Genomic DNA, 18,913 nt, shown 5'->3' on the forward strand with positions numbered 1-18,913 from the left:
ATCTTTTACAGCTCGATTTCATAGTGCTTTCAGGTTGGAAGATAAAATGTAAGAATTTTTCAATCGCTTGAGAATGAGTGTTTTTCAGAATTTTTTCAATTATCAAAAAAGTTAAATTATTTCTTGGATTGATGTAAAAATATTATTTCCATTTCTTTGGATTCGCTATGATATTCCGCCAATCAATTGCTAACAATTAGTATTTTGCCGAACAAAACTGACCTTATATGAAAAAATATTTCCTGATTATTCTATTCAACCTTTCCTGTTTCTCAATTTTTGCGCAAGAGGATGTTCTCAAAAAATTGGATTCGAAAGCTGATTTCTATGGTGATCTTGCCAGGCAGATTTGGGCCAATCCTGAATTGGGATATCTGGAAACAAACAGCTCAGCACTGTTGCAAAAGACCCTCTCGGATGCCGGATTTAAAGTAACACCTGGTGTAGCCGATATTCCTACTGCCTTTGTTGCCGAATTTGGTTCGGGAAAGCCAGTAATCGGAATCATGGCCGAGTTTGACGCGCTTCCAGGTGTATCGCAGCAGGCGGTACCCTTTCGACAAGCCGTAGTAGAAGGCGGTCCCGGACACGCTTGTGGGCATCACCTTTTTGGAGCTGCCTCAGTTGCTTCCGGGATTGCTGTGATGGATTGGATGAAGGAAAATAAGATCCAAGGAACGTTGAGAGTATATGGAACTCCAGCGGAAGAGGGTGGTGGAGGAAAAGTCTACATCGCACGTGCCGGACTCATCGAAGATGTCGATGTCATGATGCATTGGCATCCTGGCTCTCAGAATGCTGCCGGAGCAACTTCCTCCTTGGCAAATATTTCTACGAAGTTCAGATTTTATGGAGAAGCATCCCATGCCGCCGCAGCTCCGGAGAGAGGTAAGTCAGCATTGGATGCCGTAGAAGCGATGAATTTCATGGTAAATCTGATGCGTGAGCACGTACCAATGGAAACCAGAATGCACTACGTGATCACGCGTGGTGGTGAAGCGCCAAATGTTGTTCCTGCTTTTGCCGAATCCTATCATTATGTCAGACATCCAGATGCCTTGGTTGTACAGCAGATTTTTGAGCGTATGGTAAAAGCAGCTGAGGGTGCTGCCTTGGGTACACAGACCCGCATGGAATATGAAGTGATCAATGGGGTATATAACCTTCTGCCCAATGAAACACTTGCCCGGATAATGCATGCAAACTTGGAGAAAATTGGTGGGGTAAGCTATTCCCCAGAAGAGCGGAAATTTGCAGAAGAGATCATCAAGACCTATCCTGCCGGAGTAAAATCAAGCCCTGAAGATGCTGAAAAAATTGCTCCGTTTATAGTGAACGAAAAAGGTGGTGGAGGTTCTACCGACGTGGGAGACATCAGTTGGCTTGTGCCTACAGTAGGTTTAGGTACCGCCACATGGGTTCCTGGAACCTCTGCACATACTTGGCAGGCAGTTGCGGCAGGTGGCATGAGCATAGGACAAAAAGGGATGATGGTCGCTGCCAAAACCCTGACATTGACTGCCATGGACCTATTCAAAGATCCCTCCGTCACTGTAAAAGCTCTGGAAGAGCTGAACAAACGCAGGGGAGCAGATTTTGAATACAAGGCTTTGGTAGGAGATCGAAAGGCCCCGCTAGATTACAGAAAGTAAATCCGTAATGATCTTGGGCCGATAGACTACATATGCGCTGCCTCCATTATTTGGTTTTCTGCCTCTTTGGACTTGTACTTCTGACTACAGGCAGGTCAAGTGCATTTCAGCTGGATCATGTTTCTGATGATCGACCCAAAATCGGCCTTGTATTGAGTGGAGGCGGAGCCAAAGGGATCGCACATGTCGGAGTAATCCGAGCAATGGAAAAAGCCGGAATCCGTCCGGACTATGTGGCGGGAACAAGCATGGGTTCTGTCGTAGGCGGCCTTTATGCCATGGGCTACAATGCAGACGAACTAGAGGAGATTATTCGGGCCATTGATTGGGATTTGATCATTTCCAATCGGGTGGGATTTGAGAAAATAGCCTTTGAAGAAAAGGAATACTATAATCGGTACCTTCTTGAATTACCTATCCGAAATGGAAAGATTTCTCTTCCTTCAGGACTTATCGAAGGACAAATGCTGTCTGAAGTCCTCCATTACTACACTTGGCCAGCTAGAAAATATAAAAACTTTGATGAATTCCCGATTCCCTTTCGATGCATCGCCACTGACATCAGTACTGGGAAAGCCGTGGTCTTCAAGGAAGGCTACCTTCATGACGCACTGAGGTCCAGTATCGCTATTCCCACAGCTTTTACAGCATTTCAGCTGGACAGTACCATGGTAGTAGATGGAGGTGTGGTTGATAATTTCCCCATAGATGTGGTCCGGGAGATGGGAGCTGACTTTGTCATCGGAGTCAATGTAAGTGATGAGGATTTTATTCAGGCGGCAGAGTTGGATGGTTTTGGAGCCATTTTGATGCAGTTGTCCATGGCTCAATCCCTAGGGAAAACTGCCGAAAACATTTCCCGAACTGATATTTATATCAAACCTGACCTCGGGCCATTTGGTACGGCAAGTTTTGGGGATTTTGATGCCATTTTGAAAATTGGAGATGAAACCGGCGAGAAATTTCTTCCTGAATTCCAGCTGGTTGCAGATAGCTTAGGCCTCCATGCAAAAATTCAAGGAATTGGTATGGAGGCACGCTCGATTCGATTTAAGGATATCAGTGTCGTAGGCAATTCACTTTTCCCGCCTTCTTTGATTTTGTCCAAGCTGGACATCAAAGCTGGAGAAGAAGTGACCCGGGATGAGTTGCAGGATGGAATTAATCGGGTTTTTGGAATGAATGGGTTTTACAAAGTCGATTATAGCTTGGTACCCGCAGATGAGACAGATTTTTCACTGCAGCTCAGGGTCAAAGAAAAAGCCGCCAGACTCCTCAATACCTCCATTCACTATGACAACCAGTTTTCTGCTGGGATTTTGCTGAATTATACTGCCAGAGATCTGCTAGGGAAATCCTCTCGGACGCTGGTAATCGCGGATATCTCTGAGAATCCAAAGTTTCGGATTGATCATTACAAATATGTCGGGCCGAGTAAAAAGTTTGCCTTCAATCTTCGCTTGAATTACCTCAATCAGCAGCTCCCTACCTATACCGCAGGTAAAGAGGATAACATAAATATTGTGAAGAATTCACGGGCAGAGGCACAAATGATTTCCACTTCTTCGTTGAAGCAGGCTTTTTCCTTTGGGGTGTTGATGGAAAACAGTAATTCAAAATTCCGGTTTGCGTCCATTTTTCCGGAAGGTCTCAAAAGTGCCTACCAACGGTATTTGGGTCTTAAATTTACTTACTATCGCAATTCTCAGAATGACAGAAATTTCCCCACCAAGGGAGCGGAAGGGCTGGTAGAGTCAGTGTTTAATGTAAAAGATTGGATAGGACTCAATTTGCAGGCTGGTGTAGATACCTTGACTTTTAACTCCAATGGTGAATCGATTTCAGTCCCCGTTTCGATATTGGAACGAGTAATTGATGTTTTTACCCCAAATCCTCACCTGTCTTTTTATAGCCGATATTCAAAATTTATCCAAATAAGTTCCAAGGTGCAATTCAAGCCTGAAGTGGCAGGAGGGCTGATCATTTCAACAGATGAACAGGGAAAGATTTTCCAGGATTTTCTAGTTGGCGGCTATCAAAATATTCGTTTTGGTGACACACCATTTTGGGGTCTAAATTATGGAGAGGTGAATACCCCTAATTTTATCAAAGCCGGTGCAGAAATTCAGTTTGTCCCGATCAAGAAAATCTACCTTCGAGCTGGGGCTAATTTTCTTGGGTTTAGTCAGCAATACCCCATTGACGCGGCTGATTTTCCTAAAAAGATATTCAGAGATGAAAGCTACTTTGGTTACGGAACAGATGTTTCCTACAATTCCATTCTTGGACCGATCACCTTTGGGGTAACCAGCAATACAGTAGACAAGAGACTGCGAACCTATTTCTCGATCGGGCTTTCATTCAATTACTCCGATCGCTGAGGTGATTTGAAGTAGATTTTCCATTTATGGAATTCTATCCAATTTTCCACATCCGTTTTTCAAAAAAATCTATCTTGTCATTCCCCATTTGCCCAAAATACCAAATACCATGGATAGACGTAAATCACTCAAAATCATAGGCGGATCTGTCGTAGGCATAGCCGGATTGGTGCTCGCCGATAGAAAGTGGCAAATTATTGATCATTTGACTCATTCAGGCTTTTTTAGCTTGGAGGAGGAGCAATTGATCGCTTCGATCGCTGATACTTTCATCCCAGCTGGTCTTCCTCCAAGATTGCTCAATTCAGATGCGCAGCCGATAGGTGCATTGAGTACAGGTACTGACCAGTTTTTGATCAAGTTATTCGAGAAGTGCTACGAAAAGGAAGAGCAGGATTTGATCAAAGGGCAATTGAAAGCCCTGAAAAAGGCTGGATTTGTAGACCTCACCCAAATGGAACGTGAGCAGGCCCTGCTCCGATTGAAGAACTCAGAAATCGAATCAGAATCCAAATTCTATGAACTGATGCGATCCAATACTGTGATGGGATTCACTACTGTCAAAGAAGTCATGGTCAACTACCGAGGGTATCAGGTAGCTCCGGGATTTTACCGAGGGTGTGTAGACGTTCCCCAATCCTAAACCCAAAACGACATGTTACAAGACTCAAAAGACAAGCGAACTTATGACGCCATTGTCATCGGTTCGGGTGCCTCAGGCGGCTGGGCTGCAAAAGAACTGACTGAAAAAGGACTAAAAACCCTGGTGCTCGAGCGAGGCCGGATGGTGCGACATATAGAAGATTATCCCACAGCTTCCAAAGCGCCTTGGGAATTTGAATTTCGTGGCGTAGTACCCATTGAGAAGCGATCCGGAATAGGGGCAGCCAACTGGCGAAGGGAGGAGACCATGCACTGGGCTCTTGCCGAGGATGAGCAACCCTACATCGAGGAGAAACCCTTTCGCTGGTTTCGCGGGTACCATGTAGGAGGCAAATCACTGCTCTGGGCACGAGGAACGCAACGCTGGTCGGACTTTGACTTTGAGGGTCCTGCCCGCGATGGTTATGCCGTAGATTGGCCCATTCGGTACAAGGATATGGAGCCTTGGTACAGCTATGTGGAGACTTTTGTTGGTTTTGCAGGTAGTCGGGATGGACTGGACGTGCTTCCGGATCAGATTGTCCAGCCTGGATTTGAATTGAGTTGCTTGGAAAAGTACTACAGCGAGCAGCTGAAAGAAATGTATGGGGATCGGTACTTGATCCAAGGTCGGTGTGCCCACTTGACCGATCCTCAGCAGATTCACAAAGATCAAGGCCGAAATAAATGCATGAATCAAAATATGTGTAATAGAGGCTGTGTCTACGGAGGCTATTTTTCGGCAAATGCATCGACTTTGCCTTGGGCGGAGAAGACCGGAAACTTGACGATTCGACCGGATTCTGTCGTAGAATCTGTGATCTATGACGAGCAAAAAGGAAAGGCGGTTGGGGTCCGAGTGATCGATCGATTGACTCAGGAGTCGATTGAGTTTTATGCAAAAATCATTTTCCTCAATGCCTCTACGATCAATTCCAATGCAATTTTGCTCAATTCCAAGTCCAGCCGTTTTCCCAACGGACTGGGGAATGACAACGGCATGATGGGTAAATTCATCACCTGTCACAATTATCGGGGCAAAGGCTACGCGACATTTGAGGGTTTCCAGGATAAATTTAATGACGGACGCAATCCCGGACATGCTTATGTACCTCGATTCCGAAATGTATACCGACAAGAGACTGATTTCCTCCGTGGCTATGCCATAGGAATGTCCGGTAGCCGTCAATTAGATGGAAATGGTGAATTGATTGGCGATGCCCTGCGTGACAGTCTCCTCAGTCCAAAATATGGCATCTGGGGAATGGCTGCTTGGATGCAAGGTGAGATGGTGCCTGAGGAATCAAACCATATCCGGCTTTCCGAAAGTGAAAAAGACAAATACGGCATTCCAAAGCTAATCATGTCTGTAGAATGGAAGGACAACGACAATAAGATGACAGCAGATTTTGTCCAGCAGCAAAGCGAAATGTACGAGCGAATGGGTTTCAAAAACATCAATGTAAGTGACTCAGGAGCGCCTCCGGGCTCAGATATCCATGAAATGGGAGGAGTGCGTATGGGAAAAGATCCGAAAACTTCCCTGCTGAACAGCCACAATCAGCTCCATGCCTGCAAAAATGTCTTTGTCACAGATGGAGCCTGCATGACTAGCGGCAGTACCCAAAATCCAACCTTGACCTTTATGACCCTGACTGCCCGAGCTGCAAATTTCGCGGTGGAGGAGTTGAACAAATTGAATTTGTAATTGGTCAACAGTCGACGGACCACTGTCGACTGCTGCTTGTTGTTAGATTCAAGCCTTTGATTTCTGAATTAGCACAAAACCCAAAATTTAGTTGGATCGGCTGTAGACTGCCGTCTGTGGACCGTTGACAAAACCCAAAAATCTATGAAAAAAACACTAATTCCTCTTCTCCTTGCCTTAGCTTGGATTTTCTCACCTTCGGAAATTAGCGCCCAGAAAAAAGGTGAGCCGATGTTTCAAGCACCACTCGGCATTGCGTCCTATACTTTCAGAAATCAGTGGAAAAATGGTATTCCGGAGACACTGGATATCATTCAACAAATGGGCTTTACCGAATTTGAAGGCGGAGCACCACAAGGTGTGGATCCGGCTGAATTCAAGAAAATGCTGGCAGATCGGGGAATATCCATTCCTTCTACCGGAACAGGCTTCGAGCAGCTGGAATCCGACCCTCAAGCTGTTGCAGACCGGGCTAAGGCATTGGGAGCAAAGTACGTGATGTGTGCTTGGATTCCGCACAAAAGAGGTGAGTTCAGTAAAGCGGATGCGGATCGAGCCATCAAGGCATTTAATGAGGGAGGAAAAGTACTGAAGGAAAATGGACTGACTTTCAAATATCATGTGCATGGATATGAATTTCAATCCTATCAGGATGGAACCCTGTTTGATTATTTGGTAGAAAACACCGATCCAAAATATGTTTCCTTGCAAATGGATGTGATGTGGACGCATTTTGGTGGAGGAGATCCGGCTGCTTTATTGAAAAAATATGGTAAAAGATGGGTTTCGCTACATTTAAAGGACTTCAAAAAAGGAGCACCAAAGGATATGACAGGCTTGACTGGTCCGGAGAATGACGTAGTCTTAGGTCAGGGTGAGTTGGACTTTCCAGCAATACTTCGCGAAGCAAACAAAATAGGGATCAAGCACATGTTCATTGAAGATGAAAGCGAGCATGAACTGGAGGCTTTGCCAAAAAGTATCGCTTACTTGAAGAGTTTGAAGTACTAGAAGTTTTCCGATTGGTGCAGAGGGGCGGGAAAGACTCTTCCTACTTTCCCGACTTCCTCTGGCTTTTAACTAAACTGAATAAACCACCTTACTGAATTAATACACTACCATACACGGTGATGGCTTAAGGTTTGGCTGAATTTTTCCATGAATTGATTTTATTTAACCTATAAGGAGGAATCAAAATGAAAAGATTGATCCTATCTGCCTTGATTTTACTCTCTTTTTCTGCTTTTTCTCAAGAAAAAGAGGTATTTAACATCCTGCTCATACACGTGGATGATTTGGGGGCAGCGGATTTGGGAGCTTTCGGGAGTGACTTTTATGAAACTCCAAATCTGGATCAATTGGCCTCGGAGGGAATGCTTTTTACCCAATCCTATGCTGCCGCTGCGATATGTTCTCCTTCTAGGGCCGCACTCCTGACAGGAAAATACCCGGCTCGGACTGGAATCACAGATTGGATTCGTGCCAAGTTTCAAGGAGGTTCCGGTCTCGCCCTGCCTACGGACTATGAGGAAAATGGCGATCAAAAACTCCGTACCCCTACCAATCAGGGCTTTCTGCCGCTAGAGGAAATAACTCTTGCTGAGCGCTTGACATTAGTGGGGTATACGACGCTCCATGTGGGCAAATGGCACCTTGGCGAAGCGGGAAATCATCCCGAAGATCAAGGTTTCGACATCAATATCGGCGGGAATGATCTTGGGCAGCCGCCCAGTTATTTTGATCCTTATTTAGCTCAAAATGCATTACCTGATTATGTGTTGAAGAATGTTCCGCCAAGGAGACAAGGCGAATTTCTAACCGACAGGGAAGCGGATGAAATCCTGAATTTTATCAAAAATCAAGACAGAAATTTTTTCATTCATTGGGCTCCCTATGCGGTTCACACACCGATCATGGGACCTGAGGATTTGGTAGAAAAGTACAAAAGTAAGGTTCCTGGGGTGCAAGGAAATCCCACCTATGCCGCATTGGTAGAGAATCTGGACCAAAACGTCGGCAAAGTTCTGGATGAGTTGGATAGACTGGGAATACGTGAAAATACACTGGTGATCTTCACCTCAGATAATGGAGGCCTGATCGGAAATCCCCAAAAACCGGTGACTGTCAATCTCCTCCTTAGGTCTTACAAAGGTTATCCCTACGAAGGAGGAATCCGGGTGCCTACGATTGTGAGCTGGCCTTCAAAAGTTGCTGCAGGCACGGTTTCAGCTATACCGATCATCACGATGGACTGGGTTCCGACGATTTTGGAATACTTAGGGGAATTCAAGCCTGAGATTTTGGATGGTCAAAGTCTCAAGGCTGTTTTTGAGAATCCTCAGAAAGAGAACAGCAGAGACCTTTTTTGGCATTTTCCACATTATAGAGCACCGGATGTAGTTCCTTACTCCATTGTCCGTTCTGGCGATTACAAACTGATCTACTACTTTGACGGATCAGAGGCTGAGCTCTATGACCTTTCGACTGATCCCATGGAAAAATCCAATCTGGTTCAGCAGCTTCCTTTTGTAGCTTCTCAGTTGAAGACTAAGCTGGAAAACTGGTGGAAAAAGACGGATGCGAGGCTGCCTAGGCTGAAGGAATATCCCCATTTTTATCGAAGGGGTAGTATAGAAATAAAAAGTTCAAAAGATGGAATCAGTTTGTAATCCGCAATTCTTACGATTTTCCAGCACTAAAAAGATTTAATTAGTAGGATTTTTTTAAATCATTTAGTAACTAGACAGTATTAAATACAAGGTAGTTATGAAAAAATCTTTCGCATTAAGCCTCCTATTTGTTTTTTCAGGATCACTGTTCTCATTCGCCCAAAAGGCCTCCAAGACGATTCAAATTGATGGGAAGTCCCAGCATTATCAATTAGAGGGGATTAAAAACCGCAAGCTAGGACAGCCATTGATCATTTTGGAGGGAGACTTGGGCGCTTATTTGGAGAATTGGAATCGCGTCATCCTTGAAATTGAGGAAAGCATACCGGTTTTAGCCTACGACCGAGCAGGTTTAGGAAATTCCGAAGCGAGGGAGGAGCTTCCTACACCTGCCAATCGCACCAAGCAGCTAAAGCGGCTCCTAGATGAATTGGAACTTGCACCTCCTTACATCTTGGTCAGTGATGGTTGGGGGGCGATTTTGATGAACCATTTTGCCCAGACCTATCCAGAGGATATTGAAGGCATGATATACATTGACCCGATGGATAAAACATTAAGCAAAGAATCGATGATTTCAATTGTTGATCGGGAAGGAATGGATGGAGAAAAAATTGCGACTGACTATTTTAACATGAGGAGGGGGGCTTTCAAAAATGCCCCCGCAGAAGTGAAGGGTGAAGGAGAGGTGATGCTGGATTTTTTTGAGGGAAAAACCCAAGATTTAAAGCTTTATGATTTTCCGGAAATTCCCTCAGTAATTTTAGTGGGAGGAAAGCACATGGGCTATATGGAAAATCCATTGAACCCTTCTTTGGGATTAAATTACCAAGAATTGTTAAACATGCTGCAGCTAAACCGAATTGCAGATTTTACAAAGTGGGTACTCAATAGTAAGGATTCTGAACTCGTGGTGATTTCAAATTACATGCATTATTTGCACCTTCAGGAACCAGAAAAAGTTGCTTCTGCAATTCTTTCAAAATACTACGGAAAACCTGCTGATCGAATAATTTCCGCGTCAGAAAAATACACAGTTGGAGACTTTGAAGAATTTTTAGACGGTTTGTTAGCTTATTACCCTGAAAATAAAATCCCAGAACCCCTTATAAACGGATTAGGCTATGATCAACTTCGGCGGGATCAACCGGAGCATGCCATCGCTTTATTTCAGTACAACTTAGACCGATTTCCTGATTCAGCCAATGTCTATGACAGCATGGGGGATGGCTTGGTAGCTTTGGGAAAAGCGAAGGAAGCGGTTCCTTATTTTGAAAAGGCTGTGGAAATGGGTGAAATCAGCCAGCACAGCGATCTGGAGCTTTTCAAAAAGAACTTGGCTAATTCCAAGGTTGAAAAGTGAGGTAACAAAATAACTTTTCTAAAATCGTCGGAATTCGAGATTGCCAATCTCGAATCTACGCCTGTGGGATTTAGATAAAATAGATCTGCAGACAAATTCTATTAAAAGTTTCCTTTTATTGCAACCTTTTCTATATTTAACAAGTATTAATCACTGTTCATTTGATGGAAAAAAAGTTTGAAATCAAGTTATTGGACGAAGCTTTCGAATTCATTAAAATCCAAGACGTAAAAGTTCAGGACAAAATATTCTACAATATTCGAAAAGCTCAAATCCTGAATGATCCCAAACTTTTCAAAAAGCTTAATCAAAACATTTGGGAGTTCCGAACCCAATTTGCAGGACTTCAATACCGGCTTCTCGCTTTTTGGGACAAAGAAAACAACGAAATGACTTTGGTGTGCGGAACTCATGGTTTTGTGAAAAAAACCGATAAGATAAGTCCAAGGGAGATCGAAAAAGCGGAACAGATAAGAATAGAATATTTTCACAAAAAAAATAAAGGAAAATGAAATCATATAGTCTTGATGAAGCCCAAGATTTGCTTATTGGTAAAGTTGGAACGCCAAGAAGGGATCAATTTGAATTTGAGCTGAAGCTTGAACTAATCGGTGAAATGATCAAGACCGCCCGAAAGGAACGTCAACTGACTCAGGAACAACTTGGAGAACTTATAGGGGTTCAGAAATCTCAAATCTCCAAACTTGAAAGCAACACAAAGAACGTAACCATCGAAACAATTTTGAAAGTATTTGAAGCGCTAAAAGCTAAAGTCAACTTCAAGGTTGAATTGATGGATACTGAAGTGAAGATCGCATAGAAGAAGAAAAGGTCTCACTATTCGAGATTTGCAGTCTTACAGCTATTTGAGATTTGCAATCTCGAATTCTTACAGGAGGATTTGTAATCCGAAAAACCTTCAACACACCAACTTAAACCCATATCCCCGAACATTCAGAATCTGGATATTTGGATCGTCCTGAAGTTTTTTGCGGAGCTTGGTGATAAAGACATCCATGCTACGGGCGTTGAAAAAGTCGTCTGAACCCCAGATTTGATTCAAGATCAGCGTGCGATCCGTGATGTCATTTGCATTTTCCAGCAGGATCTGTAGAAGTTGTGATTCTCTGGAAGTGAGCGGTTGCTCGGTTTCTCCAAACTTCAACAACTGCCGGGTGGGATGAAACTCATATTTCCCCAAAGTAATCCAGTCGCTTTGACTTTGGCGAACCCGGATTTTATCCAGATGAGCCTTAATTCTCACGATGAGTTCCTCCATGCTGAAAGGTTTCCGGATGTAGTCATTTGCCCTAAGTCCAAAACCCTTGACAACATCTTCGGTTTGACTTTTGGAAGTGAGGAAAATAATCGGAGTATGTGGGTCGATTTTTCTGATCTCAGCGGCTAGTGAAAAACCGTCTTTTTTCGGCATCATCACATCCAAGACCAGCACATCAGGTTTTTGCTGCAAATAACTTTCCCATGCCTTTTGTCCATCTCCGCAGAGCCGAACTTTGAAATCCCGGCTTTCCAGACTTTCCTGAATGATCGTCCCCAAGGCCAATTCATCTTCAGCGAGAATTACATTGATTTTGCTCATGGCCAGTAGGTGCTGAAGGTGGTGGACTGCTTTCCTATCTCCAGCTCGATTTTGCCTTCGTGCTTTTCCAGGATCTTTTTCACGTAATACAAGCCGATGCCAAAGCCTTTAACATCGTGAAGGTCACCTTTTGGAATTCGGTAAAACTGCTCAAAAACCCGCTCCTTTTGCTCAGAGCTTATATTTCCGCCATTGTCATAAATCCTGACTTTATTCATACCACTTTGATCGAGGCAGATTCGAATTTCGTTTCCGCCATATTTGATCGCATTGTCGATCAGATTGGAGAGGGCATTTTCGAAGTGAAATGAATCTGCGAAAATGGGCTTTGGATTGGCCGGCAAAATCAAATCTATAGCTTTATCCGGTGCCAAAGTTTGGAACTTCTGGACGAGCTGACGCAAAAGAATTTCTGGTTCTATCGCTTCCTTTTTCAAAACCAACTGATCTGAATCGAGCGTAGCAGTTTCCAAGAGTTTTTCAACCATTTGATTCAATTTGAACATCTGATTTTTAGAAATTCCTAGATATCGATCAGTTTTTGAAGGATCGTTTTCAGGATTGAACTGCTGGATTCCTTCGATAGCAGATAGCGTCGTGGCGATCGGCGTTTTGAATTCGTGGGTGATGTTTGCAATCAGGTCCTGCTTGATTTCAGCGATTTCCTTCTGGTTTTTGATCGTCTGGTAGAGGTAGTAGAAGGCATAAGCAATGATCCCGAGGAAAATCAGGGAAGTCAGGATTTCGAAGATTCCCCGCTTCAGGATTGTGCTGGCGGTATTTTCAAAATTGAGTTCCAAAGATTGATCTCTTGGTAGAAAAGTAGATCGAGACACTACACGAAACGGCATTTCTTCCCTTTGTATAACTGCTGAAGAATCTAGGATTGCCTTAGCATCATGATGCAGAAGGGTAAAATCCACTTCGATATGTCTCCGGTCCAACTCAGCTTTTAGATTTTCCCTGATTTTGTCTACTTCTATCGAATCTCGGGTGATGGAAATGATGATCCGGTTGGTCAAGTAAGTGATTTCAGAAAGGCTGTCAGCCGCATCTCTGCCGTAGAAAATCTTCACATTGTTGACCTGATCTACGGCCTTATGCCGCAGGGAATCGATTTTGGGAAAGACCTTGAGACTGTCTTTTAATTCACCCATCCAAAAAACTGAATCCGTAGTCCCTTCGAGTCCTTCAATGGCCTTGAGGATCATTTTGCTTTTTCCGATCCGTTCAAAAAATGGACTTTGATTTCCTTTGTCAAGCAAAGTGTCAGTTTTGAAGAAAAAATCTCCATCAAACCCATTCGGAAGAGAATCTACCGAGAACGTTAAATCTTCTGCTTTTTGTAATTCAAGATTATCCGTGAGTGTGATGACGTTGGTTTTGGCCAATTCGGCATAATAACTTTCGACTGCATTATCCAAGCTTTCCTGGATATCGCTGACGAGTTGGCTTTGGATGATTTCAAACTGGGAATACATTCTCCAGGCTTGGACCCCAATGCTGATCAGCAAAGTAGCTCCGATCAAAATGCCTATCCGCTTGAAATTCAGTTTTTCCACACCGCTAAATTAGAAGGATAAAAAAGCGGAAAAAATGGAGGTTAACACACGTTAACAGTGCTTAACACAGCATTAGTTTTGGCTTTTCTTCATTTGTGAAGTTAAAAATATAAACATATGAACCTCAGACTTACCCTTCTCTCGATTTTGATCCTTTTCATGGGGATTGGAGCTGCTTTCGCCCAAGGTCTGACAGGAAGAGCTTATTATAAATCTTCCTCTCAGATTAAAATTTCAATGGACAGCTCGCAAATGGCACCTGAACAAATGGCCGAAATCCAAGCTCAACTCAAAAAACAGATGGAGCGGGATTATATCCTGTCATTTACCCAAACTGAATCCAACTGGAAGCAGGCCGAAACTCTGGGAGGCGGTCCTGCTACTGCATCCTCCGGCGGAATGACCATGGTTATCAATACAGGGAGCGAAGATCGGGTCCTGTACAAAAACATTGCGGACCAGTCGTACATCCAAGAGCAGGAAGTGATGGGCAAAGAAGTTTTGGTCAAGGATGCCCTAGAGCCTGCTGAGTGGGAGTTGACCGGTGAATCCAAAAAGATCGGGGAATACACCGCCCAAAAAGCAACCTATTCACGAATAATTGATTCCCAGCGATTTTCTACAGGAATGACCGAAATGGAAAACGTCAAAGACACGATCAATATCACTGCGTGGTTTACTCCGGATATTCCTGTTTCCCATGGGCCGGAAAATTACTTTGGACTGCCTGGGCTGATCCTCGAAATCCATAATGGTGGCAGAACGCTGATTTGTGAGCGAATTGAACTCAATCCTGCCAAGGAACCCGTCGCCATCGAAGTGCCTAAGCGAGGCAAAGTAGTAAACCGGGAGGAATTCAGAGCTATGCAGGAAGAGGGAATGAAGCAAATGATGAATCAATATCAAGGCAAACCGGGAGAGGGGAGCCAGTTTACGATTCGGATTGGGAATTAGTAGCCTGTAGTAATGCAAATACCTATGAATAAGCTTTCTGGAATACTACTGATTGGACTTCTGCTGCTTGGTTGTAAAGAAAGAAAAGGGAGAACTGTGTCTGTACCTGAAAAAGTTGAGTTTGATCAAAAGGTAGCAGATGAGCTTAAAAGAATGGCAGAAATTGACCAAATCGCGGCCTATATTCCTCAAGGGAAATACAAAGAAATGTCAAGTGAACAATGGAATTCATTTAAAGATAGCGTATTCACCACCCACCAAATCCGACTCAAGGAGTTGTTTGACCAACACGGCTTTGTGGGCTTCGACTTAGCTGGTGAGGAAGGCTCTGGCAACTTTTGGTTGATGGTTCAGCATTCTGACCACGATCCTGATTTTCAAAAACAAGTTTTGGAAAAAATGAAAATCGAGGTGGATAAGAAAAATGCAAATCCAAGGAATTACGGATTGTTAGTCGATCGGGTAAACATAAACAATGGCCTGCCTCAAATCTATGGAACCCAGGTTGACTACAACATGGAAATTTGTCAAGCTTTCCCCAAAAATCTTGCGGATAGTATGAATGTAAATCAAAGAAGAATGGAAATTGGACTTCAGCCGCTAGAGGAATATTTGAATGAAATGACCCTGATGAACTTTGAAATGAACAAAGAATATTATGCCAAAAAAGGGGTAACCGAACCGAAATTATATCAAGTTCAATAAAGGACGGTTAGTAATTGATTGAAAAAGAAATAGATGACAGGTGCTGAGTCGTAAGGTCAGTGGCTTTGGTCCGAAGCGTGTCCATCTACAGCAACCTCATCTCTAAAACCGCTTAAAATTGAAATCTAAACCAACTATGCCTTTTTGGAAGCAAATTCTTCATCGCAGTGAATGTTCTCAAACGGATTTCCCCGGTGTGTGTCTTCACTCACCGAAAGTTTTAAAAACATCAATATTTGGATTGTATCGAGCTCTAATTTGTCTTGGCTTTTTCCTGATTTCCTTTCCCTCTTTTTCTCAAACCAAACCCTTGGTCGGGCAGGTTTTGGATAGCTTGGATAATCCGATCGCCTATGCCAATGTGGTCGCGATCAATCAAAGTACCCAAAAAATCGGAGGATTTGGAATTACCAATGCCGAGGGTCGATTTAAAATCACCCTGGCTCCCGGCGCTGAATACCTGCTCAGAGTTTCTTTTGTGGGTTACCAGCAGTTTGAAAGACTCATTTCAGCATGGGATCCGGAAGTTCAGATGCAGATCATTCTCAAACAAAGCGATACCGAATTAGGCTTGGTGGAGGTGGTTTCGGAGATGCCCGTGACCATGAAGGGAGACACGCTTACTTACAAGACAGATGCATTTACCACCGGCAATGAGCGGAAACTGGAAGATGTCCTGGAAAAGCTTCCGGGCTTCCAGATCGATGACAATGGGGATGTCAAAGTGCAGGGGAAAAAGGTCGACAAAGTCTTGGTCGATGGCAAAGAATTCTTTGACGGCAGCACCAAACTCGCGACCAAAAACCTACCTGCAAATGCGGTGGATCGTGTTCAGGTTCTTAAAAACTTCAATGAAGTTTCGCCTATGCGGGGCTTGGACACGGATGAAACGCTTGCCTTAAATATTCAGCTTAAAGAAGGGAAAAAGAACATGGTCTTTGGAGATGTCACGGCTGGAGGCGGACCGGAGGAGCGATACTTGGGACATGCCAATGTGTTTTACTACGCGCCGAAACTAAATCTCAATCTCATCGCGGGATCCAATAATGTAGGCGAACAGACCTTTTCACTGTCGGATTATTTTCGATTTTCTGGCGGAATGGGGGGATTGGGTAGTCGGTCGGGATCCAGGCTCTCGCTCGGAGGAGATGATCTGGGTATTCCACTTGCCAGTCGGGATAATGCAGCCTCTCTGGAGACAAGCTTGGGTGCGTTTAACTTCAATTTCAATCCAAGTAGTAAATGGAGACACGCTGGGTTTGTCATAGCGTCCACCTCCGAAAACGAACTGGGCAGCTCATCGCTACGAACCTATCTCAATTCTGGCGAAAGCAATCAGGAACTCCTGACCACTGCCAGTCGAGTGGAAAATAAATCCGGCCTGATGAAATATGCCTTGACCTACACCCCAAGCCAAGAGACGTATTTCAAGTACAGTGCCTTTGGCAAGCTTAGTGAAATTGCAAATTCAAACCTGCTCAATTCCAATTTTGGGCAAATCGACCAAAATCTGGCGACAATTCAGTCGCGCACTCCCTACAGTGTTCAACAAAAAGCAGAGTGGTACCATGCACCGAGTGAGAAGCGTGTATTTTCTTTCGAAGGAAACTGGGAAAAGAAATTTCAGGATCCACTTTTTGATCTGACCACCAACCAGAAACCTTTCATTGGTCTCTTGCCTATCCAAGACCAAGAGCGCTACCGCTTTCTTCTGCAGCAGGAGATCCACTCCCAGACATTAGAAGCAGCCTTTAACTATTACCATATATTGAATGCTACCAATCACCTGAATTGGTCTTTGGGTATCCAAAGCATCACTCAGACCTTGGTTGGGCGCCTCAATCAGGTGGATTCAGAGCAAAGCTTCGAAGCATTTGAAAACGATGCGGATTTCGGCTTTCAGGATGTTTACTTGGGGATGACCTTTAAGACCAAGTGGAAAAAGTTCATTGTCAGTCCATCGGTTTTTCTTCATCGTTTTGCTTGGCAGGATTTGCAATTCGGAAATGAGCTCAGTCAGGAGAAAGTCATGGTGTTGCCGGGATTTTATTCTAAATGGAACATTAAATCAAATAAATCCCTGACTTACAGATTCCAGACTGAAGCAAACTTTATGGACATCCAAAAGCTTGCTCAAGGATTTGTGCTTCAGGATTACAATTCGATTTTCCAAGGTAACCGATTGCTAGAAAATGGCCTGTATTATACTCATGCCCTGAATTATAGTCATTTTGATTTCTTTACAGGATTGAATCTCTACGGGAATCTAAACTGGCAGCGCAAGCGTGACGAACTCATTACTACCACGGATTTTGCGGGAATAAATCGGCTGCTTTCCGTCGTCAATGTGGAACCTGTCAATGAATCACTCACTGGGGATCTACGGATGGACAAGCGCTACAGCCGATTCAAATTGGAGGCAGGAGGACAGTGGAATGCCTATTCTGCCAATCTCATTTTGGATGAAAGGCCTTCCAGAAATGAGCAGGTTTCTCAGACTTACGACTTCAAGGTTACTTCTACTTTTTTCAAGATTTTAGAAGTGGATCTGAGTTATGCGTTCACTACCAACAACTATACTTCCGGGGCGATCAAAAACACCTTTTCCACCCACAGTCCCAAGGTGGAAATCGACCTGGATATCTATAAAGGGCTCAAGTTGAATGCGGATTACACCTACAATTCTTACCTCAATCAGGCCAGTGGAATCCGAAGTGACTTTGAGTTTTTGAACGCCTTTCTAGGCTATCAAGGCAAGAAAAGCCCTTGGGAATTTCGAATTTCGGTTTGGAACATTCTGGATACCCGATCGATTCGTCGAGACAGTTTCAGCGAAAATCTCATCAGCACGTATGCCTATCTAGTTCAGCCTAGATATGGATTGCTGACGGTGAAGTATGATTTGTAGTAAATTGTTGTAAGGGAAATTTAATTCAACTAATTTTCAATGAACATTTCTCTCCCCTATAATGAAGTCATTTATTTTATTTTCCTTCTTCGTCTCCATTTGTTTCACTGCCTTTTCTCAATCCAAGGACTTTGAAGGGTACATAATTTATAGATACTCATATTTTAGTCCAGATGGGGTGGATATAACAGAAAAAATGCTGGTTGAAAATGATTCAGTTCAGCACTACTACATCAATCGGGAGAATTATATATCCTATGGCCAAAGTCAAAATTTTCAGCAATTATATAATTCTAAAACTAACCGGTATTTCTATCCTAAGAATGGAAACATTATGTATCTCGATGCGGCTAATGCATTTGGAGAGAAAGTGAAATTCAAAGGTATTTCGGAGGAAAAAATCGTCTTGGGAAAATTATGTAAGGGTATTGAGATGACAAGCGGAGAAAACTCGACCATTTATTTTTTCTCAGAGGAAATAAAAGTTAATCCTGAACCCTTTAAAAATCATAATCTTGGAGGGTTTGGGCCATATTTAAAAGAAACCGGAGGGTGTTTGTCTTTGCAGATTATTTCAAAATATGAAGATTATACGTTGGTTATGACTGCGGAATTTATTCAAGAAATAGAGCTGACCAAAGATGGTTTTGACATCGATGCATTAATTGTGAAATAGAAAACAGTATTCGAAATTTAGACGTGATTGATATAAAAAGAGGCTGTCTCATGAATGAGACAGCCTCTTAATTTTCGATTTTGATCTAGTGAG

General features: G+C 43.4%; 15 protein-coding genes. 13 read left to right on the forward strand and 2 right to left on the reverse strand.

From position 1 onward, the window contains the following. Window positions 1-227: 227 nt before the first annotated feature. The 9 genes from DK188_RS13730 to DK188_RS13770 all read left to right on the forward strand — a co-directional run bounded on the left by DK188_RS13730 (window position 228) and on the right by DK188_RS13770 (window position 11,235). Window positions 228-1,652, forward strand: coding sequence for an amidohydrolase (locus tag DK188_RS13730; RefSeq protein WP_111671391.1), 1,425 nt, complete (start codon window positions 228-230; stop codon window positions 1,650-1,652). A 32-nt stretch (window positions 1,653-1,684) separates the two neighbouring features. Further along, window positions 1,685-4,033, forward strand: coding sequence for a patatin-like phospholipase family protein (locus tag DK188_RS13735; RefSeq protein ID WP_111671392.1), 2,349 nt, complete (start codon window positions 1,685-1,687; stop codon window positions 4,031-4,033). 109 nt (window positions 4,034-4,142) lie between these two features. Beyond that, window positions 4,143-4,676: a gluconate 2-dehydrogenase subunit 3 family protein gene (locus tag DK188_RS13740; protein WP_111671393.1), complete on the forward strand. Its 534-nt coding sequence runs from the start codon at window positions 4,143-4,145 to the stop codon at window positions 4,674-4,676. Between the two features lie 12 nt (window positions 4,677-4,688). Continuing rightward, window positions 4,689-6,383, forward strand: coding sequence for a GMC oxidoreductase (locus tag DK188_RS13745; protein WP_111671394.1), 1,695 nt, complete (start codon window positions 4,689-4,691; stop codon window positions 6,381-6,383). Between the two features lie 144 nt (window positions 6,384-6,527). Next, on the forward strand, window positions 6,528-7,394 hold the full coding sequence (locus DK188_RS13750; RefSeq protein WP_111671395.1) for a sugar phosphate isomerase/epimerase family protein: 867 nt from the start codon (window positions 6,528-6,530) through the stop codon (window positions 7,392-7,394). Between the two features lie 185 nt (window positions 7,395-7,579). Next, complete coding sequence (locus DK188_RS13755) at window positions 7,580-9,052, forward strand: sulfatase (protein ID WP_111671396.1); 1,473 nt, start codon at window positions 7,580-7,582, stop codon at window positions 9,050-9,052. Between the two features lie 97 nt (window positions 9,053-9,149). Further along, window positions 9,150-10,415 (forward strand): alpha/beta fold hydrolase, encoded by a 1,266-nt coding sequence (locus DK188_RS13760; RefSeq protein WP_111671397.1) that lies wholly within the window; start codon window positions 9,150-9,152, stop codon window positions 10,413-10,415. Window positions 10,416-10,579: 164 nt separating this feature from the next. Then, a complete protein-coding gene (locus tag DK188_RS13765; RefSeq protein ID WP_111671398.1) occupies window positions 10,580-10,927 on the forward strand; it encodes a type II toxin-antitoxin system RelE/ParE family toxin in 348 nt (115 codons plus the stop codon). Continuing rightward, the gene (locus DK188_RS13770; RefSeq protein ID WP_111671399.1) at window positions 10,924-11,235 is read left to right on the forward strand and encodes a helix-turn-helix domain-containing protein; all 312 of its coding nucleotides are present in this window, start codon (window positions 10,924-10,926) and stop codon (window positions 11,233-11,235) included. Before DK188_RS13765 ends, DK188_RS13770 begins: the two co-directional genes overlap by 4 nt. Window positions 11,236-11,334: 99 nt before the next feature. Here DK188_RS13770 and DK188_RS13775 read toward each other — a convergent pair whose 3' ends face one another. Together DK188_RS13775 and DK188_RS13780 are read right to left on the reverse strand one after the other, a co-directional pair. Further along, a complete protein-coding gene (locus DK188_RS13775; protein ID WP_111671400.1) occupies window positions 11,335-12,015 on the reverse strand; it encodes a response regulator transcription factor in 681 nt (226 codons plus the stop codon). Then, entirely contained in the window at window positions 12,012-13,577 is a 1,566-nt protein-coding gene (locus tag DK188_RS13780; RefSeq protein WP_111671401.1) for a sensor histidine kinase, read from the reverse strand. Before DK188_RS13780 ends, DK188_RS13775 begins: the two co-directional genes overlap by 4 nt. Window positions 13,578-13,694: 117 nt before the next feature. Here DK188_RS13780 and DK188_RS13785 point away from each other — a divergent pair, with 117 nt between their 5' ends. The 4 genes from DK188_RS13785 to DK188_RS13800 all read left to right on the forward strand — a co-directional run bounded on the left by DK188_RS13785 (window position 13,695) and on the right by DK188_RS13800 (window position 18,820). Then, window positions 13,695-14,531 carry a GLPGLI family protein gene (locus DK188_RS13785; protein ID WP_111671402.1) on the forward strand — a complete coding sequence of 279 codons (837 nt, stop codon included), beginning with the start codon at window positions 13,695-13,697 and terminating at the stop codon, window positions 14,529-14,531. A gap of 24 nt (window positions 14,532-14,555) precedes the next feature. Then, complete coding sequence (locus DK188_RS13790; protein WP_111671403.1) at window positions 14,556-15,236, forward strand: DUF6624 domain-containing protein; 681 nt, start codon at window positions 14,556-14,558, stop codon at window positions 15,234-15,236. 241 nt (window positions 15,237-15,477) lie between these two features. Beyond that, complete coding sequence (locus DK188_RS13795) at window positions 15,478-18,144, forward strand: TonB-dependent receptor (protein ID WP_157963240.1); 2,667 nt, start codon at window positions 15,478-15,480, stop codon at window positions 18,142-18,144. Window positions 18,145-18,322: 178 nt separating this feature from the next. Then, window positions 18,323-18,820 carry a hypothetical protein gene (locus DK188_RS13800; RefSeq protein ID WP_198673021.1) on the forward strand — a complete coding sequence of 166 codons (498 nt, stop codon included), beginning with the start codon at window positions 18,323-18,325 and terminating at the stop codon, window positions 18,818-18,820. Window positions 18,821-18,913 lie beyond the last annotated feature (93 nt).

Origin of the sequence: Algoriphagus litoralis, assembly GCF_003259255.1 — a bacterium.
GTDB classification, from domain to species: domain Bacteria; phylum Bacteroidota; class Bacteroidia; order Cytophagales; family Cyclobacteriaceae; genus Algoriphagus; species Algoriphagus litoralis.